This window comes from Thalassotalea coralli (genome assembly GCF_055786205.1).
Genome location: NZ_JBVVBK010000002.1, coordinates 323,040 through 338,829, shown reverse-complemented (window position 1 = coordinate 338,829; position 15,790 = coordinate 323,040). Strand labels below are relative to the sequence as shown.

The window sequence follows — 15,790 nt, the reverse complement described above, 5'->3', positions numbered from 1 at the left end:
ACTAAGGACATGTTTTTAACAAGGTTGTGTGAGTTTAATGCAGTCATTAGCACAAGAAGTTGTTGCTCAAATAGAGCAAGTGGTTTTAGGTAAACACCAACAAGTTACCTTATCTTTAGCGTGTGTTTTAGCTAAAGGGCATCTACTGATTGAAGATTTACCGGGGATGGGGAAAACCACGCTTGCCCATGTATTGGCGAAAGCTTTAGGGTTAAGTTATCAACGCGTTCAATTTACCAGTGACTTGTTGCCAAGTGATGTAATTGGTGTATCGATATTTGATCAAGCAAATGCATCTTTTACCTTTCATAAAGGCCCACTGTTTAATCAATTGGTGTTAGCTGATGAAATTAACCGTTCTAGTCCAAAAACGCAGAGTGCTTTGTTAGAAGCTATGGAAGAAGGAAAAGTCAGCGTAGATGGTGAAACGCATCAGTTGCCCAATCCGTTTTGTGTGATAGCGACGCAAAACCCGTTGTTTCATGCTGGAACTTATCCCTTACCCGAATCACAATTAGATCGCTTCCTCATGCGTATATCCCTTGGTTTTCCTGACAGAAACGCCGAGAAGCAAATATTATTAGGTGCGTCTGGTGACGACTTGCTTGCCAAAGTTGATACTTGCCTAACGCCTGAGCAACTATTATCAATGCAAAAAGAGGTAGCACAGCTTCACGTTTCTGAAGCAATATTAGATTATGTTATTGCTTTGTGTCAGCAATCTAGAGCTAGTCAGGAAGCTATAAACCCACTTTCACCTCGCGCCGGTAAAGCCTTGGTCGCTGCTGCCAAGGCATGGGCTTATATCAGGCAAGGAGAGTTTGTTACGCCTGATGATGTTAAAGCCGTTTTTTCCGCTGTATGTGAGCATAGGTTACAAGGAAGCAAGCAGTTGTCTGAGATTGCTAAAAATGCATCGGAGGATTATTACTCAAGTCAATTGTTGGCAAATGTCGATAGCACTAAACCATTTTCTGGTTAAGTGATGAAGTTACATGACAAACTTTTTAAAGCCATTACGTGCTGCGTTCGCTAAGCGATTTGATCGCTGGCTAGCTAAACGCATGCCTGCCCAGAAGAAGCAATCTCTTGGGCAAGGAAACATATTTATCTTTCCGAGTTCCTTTGGTTTAGCATACCTGATGTTCCTAGTCTTTTTATTCGTACTAGGCACAAACTATCAAAATAACTTGATGCTTTTAGTGTGTTATTTCTTTGTTAGTCTTTTCTTAATTGCGCTATTTTATAGCTATTTTAATTTGTCTGGGGTATCGGTTCACGCCGAAGGTGAATTTTTTAGCTTCGTTGAGCAAGAAGCGAAAGTGCCTATTAAGTTTTATGTTACCAGTGACAAGTATTCAATGAGTGCTCGCTTTGCCAATCACGAAATAAGTTACTTCGATCTGAGTAAAGGGGAGCAATCGGTAGATGTACCTATTGTTTTCAATAAAAGAGGCGTTTATTCATTGCCAAGACTTACGATAAGAAGCTATTTTCCGCTTGGATTATTTTCTACTTGGACACATTTACACTTTCCGTTAAAGCAAGTGGTTTGCCCTAAACCCTTAGCGTGTTATCCGGTCTCTGTGAGTCAAGTGAGTGAAGAAATTGATGAAGCCACATTATTGCATAGTGCGACTCAGTCAGGCGATGATTTTGCCGAGTTAACTAGTTATCGCGTTGGCGACCCTTTGTCGCAGGTTGCCTGGAAATTAGTTGCAAAGGGAGGTGTATGGCAGACTAAACAACATCAAGCATCATTATCATCACAAGATAACTATCTCACACTAGACAGTGTTGACGGTGCTTCATTAGAAATAAAACTAAGGCAATTGTGCTTTTTAGTGCTCGAATACGGACAATCAAACGTACCATTTACCTTAAGTTTAGGTAGTGGTTTAGATGGTGCTTTAGAAGAGCCTGATAGGTTAGAACATACTGCTAACAACGACTACCAATCGCGTTGTTTAAAGTTGATTTCCGGTTACGCGTTACGGTAGGCTTTGTTTTTATGTTTCTGATAAATAAAGATAATAAACAAAGTGTTGCTGGTGAGGGAGTGTTGAGTAGTCACCAGCATAAACTTGTACTTGTTATCATGGCACTTAACTTAATTCCTATGGCTCAGCAATGGATTTTAGTGGTTTGGTTGTTGGCATTTGTTTGTTTTTCAATGCATTGGTTGTTGATCAAAAAAGGTGTAACGCCAAAGAAAAAGTTATGGAGAAATCTACTTATTGCTTTAGGTGTCGTTATTCTTTTGGCTAATGCAAAAGCGCTAGGTGTATTGTTAGGCATGTTTCATTTGCTTGCCATTGCTTATTTATTGAAGTCATTTGAGTTGTACCGAGCAAGAGACGTTTATCAGTTTTTCTTTATTGGCTTTTTATTAATTTTTGCCTCTTTTGTTTACCATCAATCAATCTATTTTGCTTTGGCTATTTTCGTTTTAGTGGTAATCAATATTGCGGTGATTGCTAGTTTCCATCGTTTAAAATCGTTAGATAAACACATGGTAAGAACCGCGGTGAATATGGCTGTGTTGGCGTTGCCACTTGCTTGTTTCTTATTTTTATTCTTTCCCAAAATATCACCTTTTTGGCAAGTACCTAATGCAAATAGTAAAACGGTTGGCTTGTCTGACTCGCTTGAGTTAGGTGAGATGGCTTCTTTAGCTTTATCCAATGAGCTTGCTTTTCGTGTTGAGTTTATCGACGGCGAGCCTGAGTACCAAAAGCTTTATTGGCGCGCTATGGTCTTGGAGTCATATGAAAATAACCGTTGGGAGCGTCGTTTTAAAACGACAGAGCAGATACGCTTTTTCAATTATGTTCAACCAGCGCGGTTATTAGAACAAAAAAATAAGATATTCGATGGAGAAGTTAAAGATACCATAAAATATCAAGTGATATTGGAGCCTAGCTATAAGCCTTGGTTGTTTGTACTTGATCGCGCTGTACAAGTTAATAGTGAACTCTCTATGAAAATATGGGCGTTAAAAGATTATAGTTTTTCGTCTGACAAACCTATCAGTAAACCTGTTAGCTATACCGTAGACAGTGTTGTTAGTGCACCAATTAATGGCTTTGATATTTATCGGTCTATTCAAGCAAATATGCTTATTGATGACGACTCTAATCCTGGCTTGAGAGCGTATGCGAAGAAATGGCGTGATGAAGGTTTGTCTGATCTCGAACTGGTGAATCAAGTGCTGAGTGATTTTCACCAGCAACCATTTCGCTATACGTTAGACCCTCCGCCATTAAGTGGCGAGATAATGGATGAGTTCTTTTTTGGCACTAAAGCGGGGTTTTGTGAGCATTATGCCAGTACCTTTACGTTTATTATGCGCGCGGCAGGTATTCCTTCACGTGTTGTTACGGGTTATTTAGGTGGTGAATTAAACCAGCAAGGAAACTATTATCAAGTTTATCAACGTGACGCTCATGCCTGGAGTGAAGTATGGTTTGAGGGCAGGGGTTGGGTTAGGGTAGATCCAACAGCTGCGGTTGACCCTTCGCGTGTTGAGCAAGGCTTTTCCGCTCAATTAAGCCAGGAACGAAATGCACTTAGACCATTTAGTGTTCGTGACTTTATGTCGAGCAGTTTTGTTAATCAACTTGCCTATTATGTAGATGCTCTTGATTATCAATGGACAAAGTATGTTATTAATTATTCGAAAAAATCTCAGCAATCTATGCTTAAAGAGTGGTTTGGCCGCTATATTGGCATTTCAACTTTGTTTATTGTTTTTGGGCTGATTGGTGGCGCTTTTATTATTATTTGGTGGCTTAACTATCGAAAACAAGAGAAGCCTGCTAAGCATATTTTGTATTATCAAAAGGCGGTTTCTATTATTACTAACTTAGGCGTTACTAAAGAAAATCATCAAACTGATCAGCAATATATCGCTAATATTCAAAACGTTTCTAAGGAGCACGCTGTAGCTATGGCGAAAGTTCTTTCATTCTTTAATGCGATTAGTTACGGCAAGCAAACCGAACAAGAAAAGATATACGAACTGAAAGCTGCGGTTAAAGCACTATCTAAATTATAGTGGGAAAATATATAAGTCATACCTAACTGATATAACTAGCTGATTTATATATTGTATTTCTTTAAGTAATGTTCTCGTTATTAAAGTAGGTATTTAATCGATTAAAAGGAATTCTCGCGTGCTTAAATTGGTGAAGTTTTTAGGTATTGCTATTCTTTTCGGTGCTGGGTTGTATTTTATTCAGCGTTTTACTGTAGATGCATCTGTTGATACTGCACAACCGAAAAGTGTTAATCAAGAAATTCAGCGTGATGCTGCACTTGGTAGTGTCCATTCTAACGCCGTAGTAAAAGGTGGCTCTATTGAAGTAGAGGTTTCAAAAGGGAATGTTCGTTCAAATGGACAAGTTAAAGTCAATGAACCCAGAAAAACTGCGTCTAATAACTTAGAAGACGTTTCCTCTTTGGATGATCTAGTGTCTATATTTAGTCATTATCAAAATTACTACATAACTGATGAACTTGAACATAATGCACAAGTCTTAACGGATGCGCTAGATTCATACTTTTTAGATAAGGAGCGCGATATTCAGTTGTTCGATCAAGCGTGTAATGATGATGGCTGTATTTTGGCTGTGAGTTTTATAGGTAATGAAAAGTTAAGTCTACAGGGCATTCCTTATTCGATGCGGGTTCAGCAAGGTATGTTAAGTGCAAGCCCTGAATTAGGAAAACGCTTTAAAAATATGACGTTTCAAGAAATTGTTGAAGAAGGTAACACCTATTTCTTTTATCGTTTTAACAACGAGTAGTTATTTAGCTGTGCACAGATATAAAAAAAGCGCCTTTAGTTAGGCGCTTTTTCGTAATAAGATTGCTTATTAGCGTGCACGGAAGATAATGCGGCCTTTTGACAAGTCGTAAGGCGTTAATTCAACCGTTACTTTGTCGCCAGTTAAAATACGAATGTAGTTCTTACGCATTTTGCCTGAAATGTGAGCGGTAACCACGTGACCATTTTCTAATTCTACGCGGAACATAGTGTTTGGTAGTGTGTCTAACACAGTACCTTGCATTTCAATATTTTCTTCTTTCGCCATTGGGCGTTAAACCTCTAAATTGTGCATTGATTATTAAGCTGCGCAGATCATGCACAAATGATCGCGGATTGTAAAGCTATAGTGTTATTTATTTATCGTTTGCCAACGATTTTCTTTCAATATTTGGTGTGGAAAGTAGCGATTTTTGTAATTCATCTTCCTACAGTCATCTATTTGATAGCCTAGGTACAGATAAGGTTTTTCAAATTGCTTAGCAACATTTATCTGATTGAGTATTGAATAAACACCTAACCCACGGTTTTTATAGTCAGGGTGATAAAAGGTATAAACAGCTGATAGCGCATTGTTGAGAACGTCAGTAACTGCCACGCTCACGAGTAAATCTTCATCCCATAACTCAATGAATACTTGTTCAGTTAACTTACAGCGTAAAAAGTTGCTGTATTGTTCATAGTTAGCGGGGTACATTGCACCGTCGCTATGAACTTCATTGATATAGGTTTCATACAGCTGGTAGTAATCTTCTTTTAATTCACGCGCTATGTGAACAGTAAGCTGCTTGTTTTTTTGTTGGTTACGCTTTTGACTTTTTGATGGAGTAAAGTCGTCAACGATAACGCGTAAAGACTGACAAGCGGAACATTGTTCACAATAAGGACGGTATATTTGATCGCCACTGCGTCGAAATCCTTGGTTCATTAACCAAGAATAATGGTGGCTAGATTGTAATCTTTGGTCGACGGCTATAAGTAATCGTTCTTCTTTATCAGGCAAATAATTGCATGGGAACGGTTGACTAACACCTAGCTGAAAACTGTTATTCATAGATTAGAGTATAGACAATACCACGCTACTTGGCTGCCAAAAATCGTTTGGAATTGAAATAGTTTGAGCGAACTCTTGCTGTTCAATAAACTTCTTACGACTTATTTCAACGCTGCCCATGTCTTCTAAAAAGGGATTAGTTAATTGACAGTCAATAAAGGGGATTTGTAATTGTTGAAGCTTTTGTCCTAATGCGAGTAACGCGACTTTTGAGGCGTTGTCCATGGTATAAAACATAGACTCACCTGAAAAATAACCGCCTACGGCGACACCATATAAGCCACCAACTAACTTGCCTTGATACCAAACTTCAACTGAGTGAGCATAACCTAATTGATGTAGCTCTTGGTACGCATCTACCATTTCATCTACGATCCATGTGCCTTCTTTGCGAAATGGTGCGTCGGCGCAAAGTTCAATGACTTCGTCAAAAGCGTTATTAATGGTAATCGTATAAGGTAGTCGTTTAAGAAACTTTTTTAAGCTGCGATTGATGCGGATAGCATCTGTAGCGATGATGGTTCTGGGATCTGGGCTCCACCAAAGAACAGGTTCACCTTCGTTATACCAAGGGAAGATACCGTTTTTGTAGGCAGAAATAAGACGATTAGCAGTTAAATCTCCCCCGATAGCCAATAAGCCGTTAGGCTCTTTTAAAGCGCGCGTCAGGGGAGGGAATGTGAGACTTTCCCTATCTAACCATTGGAGAGTCTCAGACATTAATTACTTAGCGTCTAGGTAACGCTCAGCGTCAAGTGCAGCCATACAGCCAGAGCCAGCTGAAGTGATTGCTTGACGGTAAATGTGATCAGCTACGTCACCAGCAGCGAATACACCTTCGATACTTGTTTGTGTCGCGTTACCGTTTGTACCGCTGTTAACAATCAAGTAGCCGTCTTTCATTTCTAATTGGCCTTCAAACATGCCTGTGTTTGGCTTGTGACCAATAGCAATGAATACACCTGCTAGATCTAATTCTTCAGTTGCATCAGACTTAGTGTCTTTAATACGAACACCCGTTACACCCATGTTGTCACCTAGTACTTCGTCTAATGTACGGTCTAAGTGAAGAGTGATGTTACCGTTTTCAACTTTGTCCATAAGGCGATCGGTTAAAATCTTTTCTGAACGGAAAGTGTCACGACGGTGAATAAGGTGAACTTCAGAAGCAATGTTTGAAAGGTATAATGCTTCTTCAACAGCAGTGTTACCACCACCAACAACGGCAACTTTTTGATTCTTGTAGAAGAAACCGTCACATGTTGCACAAGCAGAAACACCTTTACCCATAAAGGCTTCTTCTGATGGTAAACCTAAGTATTGTGCTGAAGCACCCGTACAAATGATTAATGCATCACATGTGTAGTTGCTTGAACCATTTAGTTTGAATGGACGAGAAGTTAGGTCAACAGACTCGATATGATCGAAAATAATTTCTGTTTCAAATTTCTCAGCGTGTTTTTGCATACGCTCCATTAATGCAGGGCCTGTTAAGTCATCAGCGTCGCCCGGCCAGTTTTCTACGTCAGTGGTTGTTGTTAACTGACCACCTTGTTGCATACCTGTGATAAGTACAGGGTTTAAGTTGGCACGTGCTGCATATACTGCTGCTGTGTAGCCAGCAGGACCTGAGCCTAAGATAAGTAATGGGCAATGTCTTGCTTCGCTCATGAATTACTCCAAATCATAATAAATCGTTTCAATGTGTACATAAGTTGGGATTCTAAGTAAATAACTCAAGGGGGTAAATTAACTTTTCATATCTTTTATTTTTACTTTTGAACAATCTGCACGTTTTTCTGTACGTTTGTGAAGGCATTTTGGTTTTGATGTCATGCCTGTTTCTCTGTTTTTTAGGTAATTGAGTAGTAATTTGATGTTACTTAAACAGTTTTTCACCATAAAAAGAAGTGTAGACAAAATTTATTCATTCCTGACTTGGCAATATTTTACTGGTTATATATACTGTATATAAATACAGGTGTTATTGTTATGAATAAATTAATCGATACTTTACAGCGCAAACGTTTGGTTTGGCATGGTGGTTTACAGTCTTCATCAGTGAACAAACGTTCATCTGGCTATCAAGAATTAGACGAGCAATTAGAAGGTGGCTTTCCTGAACAAGGTGTTATTGAAGTGCTTTCTTCTGTTGGTATTGGCGAGTTTCGTTTGTTATTGCCATCTTTGCTAGCTGAAGACCTTAAAGACAAGTTTTGCGTTTTTATTAATCCGCCAGGGCTGATTAATGGTGCCATGTTATCGGCATCAGGTTTAAAAGTGGATCGTATTGTTGTGGTTAATACCTTTGATCACGTACAAGGCTTATGGGCGTCAGAACAATGCCTGAAAAGTGGCAGTTGTCATTCCGTGTTGTTATGGAACTATCAAGGGCTTGCTGCACATCAAATTAAACGGTTACAACTCGCTGGCGAACAAGGTCATAGCCGAATTTTTCTGATGCGCGAAACCAAGCAGGAATCCTTGCCACTCCCTGTAGATTTAAGCTTAGCGTTAACGCCTGAGCGCCAAGGTATAAAAGCTAAGATCCTAAAGCGGAAACAAGGTTGGCCAACGGCAAGTTTCGACATTGATATGCGCCGTTTTTGGCCTGAACTTACGATGCAGCCTTGTGCCAATAACGTGGTTGTCTTCCCACAAGCCAAAACAGGTTAAAACAGGATAAAAGGAGACGCTTGTGTTGTGGTTATATCTACATTTTCCAAACTTACAGCTTAATAGTGCCTTTAATGAGCAGCCGAATACGCCTATTGCCATTGTTGAGGGAAAAAAGAGCCAAATTGTACAGTGTAACGCTACAGCTAAAGAACAAGGTATTTCTATTGGAATGGGCTTAGGAGCTGCGGCAGCTTTAAGTGCAGAGCTACAAGTGTACCCTTATGATCAAAGTTTAGAAGAAGAGCGCTTGTCAGCCATTGCTCGTTGGTTGTACTTAGTTACTTCTGATATTTGTCTAGTAAAATCACAAGGCATTTTATTACGTGTCAGTAATATGTTGAGTTTATATCAGAACCTATCGAGCTACTGGCAAGCGTTAGAGCAACACTTGGCAAAGCTTGATATCGATTATCTATATGCCACGGGCTTTTCACCTTATGCTGCCAAAATACTTGCTCTTAACGGCACTAATCAAATTACTGATGACGCTCAACATGTTAACCAAGCTCTTAGTCAATGCCCTTTAGCACTGAGCGATATCTCAGTGAGGCAGCAAGAACAATTAACGCGTATAGGCGTACATTCGTTAGGCGAGTTAACACAACTGCCATTAGCTGATATTGCTAAGCGATTTGATATAGATATGGTGAACTATGTAGGTAAGCTTACCGGCCGTTTACAGCATATCGTTGAGTTTTATCATCCTCCGGAGCAGTTTCATCATTATTTGGAGCTGTTTTTTGATATCAGTAATACCCAGCAATTAACCAAACCTTTATTTCGCCTTTATCGCTTGTTAGAAACCTTTTTACGTTTAAGAGATAAGCGTGCTTCGCAATTACACCTAACCTTGCATCAACGAGATGCTGCGCCAGTTGAATTAACGGTTGACGCTGCGCAAGGTGAATATCAAGCAAACCGCTGGTTAGAGTTATCTGAGCTTAAACTTGCTTCGGTCATCCTTGTCGCACCCGTAGTTGGTATTACTTTAGCCGTTGAACAAACCATGGGCCATGACGAGCAAATGCACGATCTTTTTGCCGGTCGACAAGGTCAATTATCGATACAAGCGCTTGTTTCTAGATTGCAAGCTAAGTTAGGCATTGAGCAAGTGAGGGGAGTGTACCTTGTTGATGATCATCGGCCCGAAAAAGCGACACAATATGATCAACCGTTAAAAACGTCTGAGCCTGAAAAGTTACCGTTAAGTGAATTAAGACCTAGCTTGTTATATCAAACGCCACAACCTTTGGAAGAAAGAGTTGATATATTTCATGGTCCTGAACGTATTGTCTCAGGCTGGTGGGATCAAGAGTATGTGATCCGTGATTACTTTATTGCAAAAGGTAAGCAAGGCCAATGGTTCTGGACATTTCGTACACCTGAAAAACAATGGTATATCCACGGTGTTTTTAGTTAAGTGGGCAGGAGCGTGTAGGTAATTCTATGGCGTATGCAGAGCTGTTTTGTCAGAGTAACTTTTCGTTTCTCACGGGAGCATCTCACCCTGAAGAATTAGTGTACCAAGCTGATTTTCTTGGTTATCGTGCATTAGCAATAACCGATGAATGCTCTGTTGCTGGCGTTGTCCGCGCGTATACTGCGATTAAGGATCAACAGCTTTCGTTAAAGCTTATTGTTGGCAGTATGTTTTGGTTGGACGATAGCCTGCAGCTAATTTTACTTGTACCTAATCGCAAAGCATACGGCGAGTTATGTCGTATCATTACCAACGCGCGTCGTCGTAGCGAAAAAGGCCAGTATCAGTTATCACAATGGGACTTAATGTCAGTAAAACACTGCTTATGTTTATGGCTTCCCCGTGGTGATGAACAAGATAGCCGTTGGGGTAAATGGTTGGGTAAATATTTTGCTGACAGGCTATGGCTTGCACAGCAAAGGCGGCTATTAAGTAATGATCATCAATATAAACAACATTGCTTACGCTTAGCAGAGCAGTTTGCCATGCCGATATTAGCCTGTGGTGGAGTGCTTATGCACAATGCTACGCGTTTAGAGCTACAACATACATTAACAGCTGTGAAACAAGGTACAAGCGTTAACAAGCTTGGCAAAACAATGTTGTCTAATAGTGAGCGAGCGATGCGCTCTATAAGTAAACTTGCTAAGTTATTTGATACTTCAACATTGTACGAAAGTTTATCGGTTGCTGAGCAATGTCAATTTTCTTTGGCTGAGTTGCAATATGAGTACCCCGCAGAATTAGTGCCAGAAAAAATCACCGCAAACGATTATCTACGTCAGTTAGTTACCCAAGGGAAACAACAGCGCTTTCCTGATGGCGTACCTGAGTCTATTGAAGAAACCATTGAGAAAGAGCTGATTTTAATTGAAGAGCTTGATTACCCTTATTATTTTTTAACCATTCACGACATTGTAAATTTTGCTAAAGAGCAAGGTATTTTGTATCAGGGGCGAGGCTCTGCAGCTAACTCCGTTGTATGTTATTGCTTAGGCATTACCTCGGTAGATCCTAGGCAAATCTCCGTGTTATTTGAGCGCTTTATTAGTAAAGAGCGTAACGAGCCACCTGACATTGATGTGGATTTTGAGCATGAACGTCGTGAAGAGGTGATTCAGTATATTTACCAAAAGTATGGTCGTGAGCGTACAGCCATTGCCGCGACTGTCATTACATATCGTTTGAAAAGTGCTATTCGCGAGGTAGGAAAAGCACTCGGTATTGATATTACTCAATTAGAGTTTTTTATTAAGAATATTAATCGCCGAGATCGTGGTTTACCTTGGCAGGCTCAGATAGTTGAGCTTGGTTTACAGCCAGAGTCAGCGAAAGGGCAGCTCTTTATCCGTTTAGTGAACGAGCTATTAGGTTTTCCTCGTCACTTGTCGCAGCACGTTGGTGGCTTCGTTATTTCTGCAGGCCCTTTATATGAATTAGTACCGGTAGAAAATGCTGCAATGGAAGATCGTACCGTTATTCAATGGGATAAAGACGATCTTGAGTCTTTAGGGTTATTAAAGGTTGATGTATTGGCTCTTGGAATGCTCTCTGCCATTCGTAAGTGTTTTACTACCCTAAAAGAACAAGAAAACCGAGAACTTACTATTGCTGAAATTACTCGTCTACAAGATGACGACAAGGTTTATGGTATGTTGCAAAAAGCAGATACTGTGGGAGTATTTCAGATAGAATCTCGGGCGCAAATGAGCATGTTGCCTAGGTTAAGACCTGCCTGTTATTACGATTTGGTTATTCAAATTGCTATTGTTAGGCCTGGTCCTATACAGGGCGATATGGTACATCCATTTTTAAAACGGCGTGATGGGATAGAAGAAATTTCTTATCCTTCTGAAGCCGTAAAAGAGGTGCTTTCACGTACGTTAGGTGTACCCATTTTTCAAGAGCAGGTAATTAAACTTGCTATGGTGGCTGCTGGTTTTACAGGAGGTGAAGCTGATCAGCTGCGCCGTGCAATGGCAAGCTGGAAGAAAAACGGGCAGTTAGCTAAGTTTCGTGACAAATTAATTAATGGCATGCAAGAGCGCGGCTACGAAGTTAACTTTGCTGAACGTATTTTTGAGCAAATTTGCGGTTTTGGTGAGTATGGCTTTCCTGAGAGTCACTCTGCGTCTTTTGCGGTGCTAGCTTATGTCTCTGCTTGGCTTAAATATTATTATCCTGCCGCTTTCTATACCTCTATTTTAAATAGCTTACCTATGGGGTTTTATAGTGCTTCTCAGCTTGTGCAAGACGCAAAACGTCATGGTATTAAGGTGTTGCCTGTTTGTATAAATGAATCGCAAGCAGATCATCAAGTATTAAAAGAAGGCGACGAGAGGGTTATCCGTCTTGGCTTACGGCAAGTTAAAGGCTTATCCAAAGAAGCTATGACTACTTTAGTTGGAGAAAGGCCGAGTAAAGGCTACACAGAAATTAATGAATTACATCAGCTTGGGTTATCTTCTGGGGATTTGCAAAAGCTGGCCAGTGCTGACGCTTTACAAAAGATCTCTGGTGATAGATATCAAAGTCGTTGGGCGTTAATGAACGATCAACAACGCTTGCCTTTATTTGCGGATATTACAGATAACAATTCTTATCAATTTACGCCTTCAGCGTTTGATATTTTGCATGAGGATTACGCCGCAATGGGGTTAACGTTAAATAGGCACCCGATCACCTTAATGGATGATATGCAACTACTGCCTAAATTTACGCGAATGAAACAGCTTGCTGAAAAGTCGCATAAAAGCGTAATAACTGTCGTAGGGGTTGTTACAGGAAAGCAAGCGCCAGGTACTGCCTCTGGAGTTACTTTTATGACATTAGAAGACGATACAGGTAATATTAATGTCGTTGTTTGGTCTGGAACTTCAAGAGCGCAAAAACAGCCGTATTTAACGGCTAAAATCTTACAAGTCACGGGAATACTTGAAAGAGAAGGGGAAGTAACACACATTATTGCCGGTAAATTAACGGATTTATCAGCAAGTTTGTCTTCATTAAGTACAAGTTCAAGAGATTTTCATTAAATGTATAGCAATCGAAATAAAAAACAGCGCCCTTATCGCATTCGAAAAAATAGTATTAAAGATGATTTAATCGATAAACAAATACTTGCTTTGCATCGTGCTATGGTAGAAAAAGTATTAGCTAATATTGAGCTTATCGATGAGTTAAAAAAACGATGGGACGAAAAGCGAAAAGCAGGAGAAATCGGTTATAGCGAGTACATTACTTGGTATAGCTTATTTGAATTGGCTCATCAACCAGATGTATTTCGTGAAGGAGTATTGGAGAACAGTACTCAAATGCGCAGGTTACGCAGAAAAACCCCTTTCATCAATATCCTTACTGAAGAAGAGCGAGAGCAAGCGCTAATGGCAGATGCAGCAGGTAAAATTGACTCTGTCGCTTACTTATTTAACTAAGAAAGTTAGAATCTACAATAACTTTTCAGTAAAAATATCTTTACATAAGATTAAACTTTTAAGCGTCGTTAACACAATACACAAAAAAAGTAATTTGCTATATACGACATAGTATGTCCGTACCTTATTGTTTTTTAATCGTTTATTTCCCCGTTAAACCATTTTGAATTCACACCTTCTTTCTTAGCAGCTTTTGTTAAATGAAGAAAATAGAAATTTTTTTAAGCTTATAGTAATAAATTTCGATTCTGGTTTACTAATAGAGGTGAGCAGCCTTTTTCAAAGTACTGCCAATAGATTAAAGCATTAAAACTTTAACACTTAAAAATATATAGAAATCAAAGGATAGTTTCGTGAGAAAAACAATAAAACTATTGATTATCAGCACCTTGTTGCTGTTCAATCTAGGTGTACACGCAAAGAGTACGCAAAGTCATACCGCTAAAGACTTTTTTAGTTTACCTGATTATGCTGCTTTTACTTTATCTCCATCTGGAAAGTATTTGGCTGTATTGATGCCGATTCACGACCGCATGAACTTAGTTGTAATGGAAACAGAAAACCGTGGCAACTATCATGTGTTAACTGCTTTTAAAGGCGCAAGTGTTGGTAGCTTTTTCTGGGCTAGTGATGAGCGCATTGTCTTTACGGTTGATGAAACTGATGGACAGGAAGCTCTTTCTCTTTATAGTGTAAACAACAGCAAAAAGCCTAAAATTACTCAATTGGTTGCAGCTACTTTTTCTAGAAAAAGTGCAGTTATGGCGTCAGTAGTTAACACTTTGCCGGATGATCCAGACCACATCATCGTTTCTTACAACAAGCGTTATGTAAAACAACCTGATTTATACAAAATGCGTGTGGATAAAAAGTGGAATAAAAGAAGAAAAAGCAACCCGTCAATGGAGCTGATCGCGAAAAACCCTGGTGATGTTCAAGCGTGGATTGTTGATAACGACGGTGACGTGCGTGGTGCTTATTCTATTGTTGGTCTAAAAGGCAAATTACTATACAAAGAAAAGAAAGATAAAGAGTTTAAAGTACTTCGTGAATTTAGCCCTCTTGACGAGAGCATTACGCCTTTACGCTTTGATTACGATAATAAGATGATGTATGTAGCTTCTAATATTGGTCGTGATAAGCAAGCTATCTACAAATTTGACCCTGTTAAAAACGAATTAGGTGAAATGATTTATGGCCACGATAAAGTAGATGTTTCTGGTTTAATAACTTCTCGCAAACAGAAGAAACTTCTAGGTGTGTCGTATTTCGATGATTACCCTGAACGTGTCTATTTCGATAAGAAAGAGCAAGACTTTAATAACGCATTAAAGAGCACATTCAAAGGTAAAAAATTCGCAACTACGTCAATGAATGACGCTGAAGACTTAAGAATTCTTAGCGTTTATAGTGATACAGATCCTGGTACTTACTACTTATGGTCGGATAAAAAGCGAAACTTAACGCCTATTGCTAAGCCTAAATCTACTATTAAGCCTGCGTTACTTTCTCCAATGAAGCCTTTTGAGTTCCAAAGTAGAGATGGGTTAACTCTTCGTGGATACATCACTATTCCAAAAGATTCTGATGGCAAAAACCTTCCATTAATTATAAACCCACATGGCGGACCATTTGGTGTACGTGATACTTGGGGCTACAACTCAGATACGCAATTTTTAGCGAGCCGAGGCTATGCAGTAGTACAAGTTAACTTCCGTGGTTCAGGTGGCTATGGTCGTGAATTTGAGCAAGCAGGTTACGGTGGTAAGTGGGGTGCAGAAATGCAGCACGACATTACTGATACTGTAAAACACTTTATTGCTCAAGGTGTAGCAGATCCTAAGCGTGTATGTATATACGGTGGCAGCTATGGCGGTTACGCGACAATGGCTGGCTTAACGTTTACGCCTGAACTTTATAAGTGTGGTGTTAACGTTGTTGGTGTAACAGATGTTGGTTTACTGTTTACTTCAATGCCAACAACATGGGAGCCACAGAAAGAAGTGATGAAACAACAAATTGGTGACCCAGAAGACAAAGAACTAATGAAGCGTATGTCACCTATTGATCACGTTCAAAATATTCAAGCACCAGTATTTATTATCCATGGTCGTCGCGATATTCGTGTAGTTATGGAACATGCCGATATGTTACGTGAGCGAATGGAAGCATTAGAAAAACCTTATGAGTGGTTAGTAAAGGATAAAGAAGGCCACGGTTTTAGAAAGGTAGAAAACCGTATTGAAATGTATGAGAAGTTAGAAGACTTTTTCAGTAAACATCTATAACGGTCGATACTATTCATAAAAGCAAAA

13 protein-coding genes are annotated in these 15,790 nt (G+C 39.6%); 9 read left to right on the top strand and 4 right to left on the bottom strand.

The window, feature by feature from the left end:
- The first annotated feature begins 37 nt into the window (after nt 1-37).
- From ACOB80_RS06930 to ACOB80_RS06915, 4 genes are all read left to right on the top strand, one after another.
- Nucleotides 38-982, top strand: coding sequence for an AAA family ATPase (locus ACOB80_RS06930; RefSeq protein WP_473165083.1), 945 nt, complete (start codon nt 38-40; stop codon nt 980-982).
- A gap of 13 nt (nt 983-995) precedes the next feature.
- Nucleotides 996-2,000: a DUF58 domain-containing protein gene (locus ACOB80_RS06925; protein WP_473165082.1), complete on the top strand. Its 1,005-nt coding sequence runs from the start codon at nt 996-998 to the stop codon at nt 1,998-2,000.
- A gap of 11 nt (nt 2,001-2,011) precedes the next feature.
- A complete protein-coding gene (locus ACOB80_RS06920; protein ID WP_473165081.1) occupies nt 2,012-4,057 on the top strand; it encodes a transglutaminase TgpA family protein in 2,046 nt (681 codons plus the stop codon).
- A 118-nt stretch (nt 4,058-4,175) separates the two neighbouring features.
- Nucleotides 4,176-4,808, top strand: coding sequence for a hypothetical protein (locus ACOB80_RS06915; protein WP_473165080.1), 633 nt, complete (start codon nt 4,176-4,178; stop codon nt 4,806-4,808).
- A gap of 69 nt (nt 4,809-4,877) precedes the next feature.
- Here ACOB80_RS06915 and infA read toward each other — a convergent pair whose 3' ends face one another.
- The 4 genes from infA to trxB all read right to left on the bottom strand — a co-directional run bounded on the left by infA (nt 4,878) and on the right by trxB (nt 7,553).
- On the bottom strand, nt 4,878-5,096 hold the full coding sequence (gene infA, locus ACOB80_RS06910) for a translation initiation factor IF-1 (protein WP_011043571.1): 219 nt from the start codon (nt 5,094-5,096) through the stop codon (nt 4,878-4,880).
- An 84-nt stretch (nt 5,097-5,180) separates the two neighbouring features.
- Nucleotides 5,181-5,882, bottom strand: coding sequence for an arginyltransferase (locus ACOB80_RS06905; protein WP_473165079.1), 702 nt, complete (start codon nt 5,880-5,882; stop codon nt 5,181-5,183).
- 3 nt (nt 5,883-5,885) lie between these two features.
- Nucleotides 5,886-6,602, bottom strand: a complete 717-nt coding sequence (gene aat / locus ACOB80_RS06900; RefSeq protein WP_473165078.1) for a leucyl/phenylalanyl-tRNA--protein transferase — start codon at nt 6,600-6,602, stop codon at nt 5,886-5,888.
- A 3-nt stretch (nt 6,603-6,605) separates the two neighbouring features.
- Nucleotides 6,606-7,553 (bottom strand): thioredoxin-disulfide reductase, encoded by a 948-nt coding sequence (gene trxB, locus ACOB80_RS06895; protein ID WP_473165077.1) that lies wholly within the window; start codon nt 7,551-7,553, stop codon nt 6,606-6,608.
- A 321-nt stretch (nt 7,554-7,874) separates the two neighbouring features.
- Between trxB and imuA the strand changes: the two genes are divergently transcribed.
- The 5 genes from imuA to ACOB80_RS06870 all read left to right on the top strand — a co-directional run bounded on the left by imuA (nt 7,875) and on the right by ACOB80_RS06870 (nt 15,763).
- Nucleotides 7,875-8,558 carry a translesion DNA synthesis-associated protein ImuA gene (gene imuA, locus ACOB80_RS06890; protein ID WP_473165076.1) on the top strand — a complete coding sequence of 228 codons (684 nt, stop codon included), beginning with the start codon at nt 7,875-7,877 and terminating at the stop codon, nt 8,556-8,558.
- A gap of 22 nt (nt 8,559-8,580) precedes the next feature.
- Nucleotides 8,581-9,981, top strand: a complete 1,401-nt coding sequence (locus ACOB80_RS06885; protein WP_473165075.1) for a Y-family DNA polymerase — start codon at nt 8,581-8,583, stop codon at nt 9,979-9,981.
- 26 nt (nt 9,982-10,007) lie between these two features.
- Nucleotides 10,008-13,076 carry an error-prone DNA polymerase gene (locus ACOB80_RS06880; RefSeq protein ID WP_473165074.1) on the top strand — a complete coding sequence of 1,023 codons (3,069 nt, stop codon included), beginning with the start codon at nt 10,008-10,010 and terminating at the stop codon, nt 13,074-13,076.
- Complete coding sequence (locus ACOB80_RS06875) at nt 13,077-13,475, top strand: hypothetical protein (RefSeq protein ID WP_473165073.1); 399 nt, start codon at nt 13,077-13,079, stop codon at nt 13,473-13,475.
- A gap of 353 nt (nt 13,476-13,828) precedes the next feature.
- Complete coding sequence (locus ACOB80_RS06870; RefSeq protein WP_473165072.1) at nt 13,829-15,763, top strand: alpha/beta hydrolase family protein; 1,935 nt, start codon at nt 13,829-13,831, stop codon at nt 15,761-15,763.
- Nucleotides 15,764-15,790 lie beyond the last annotated feature (27 nt).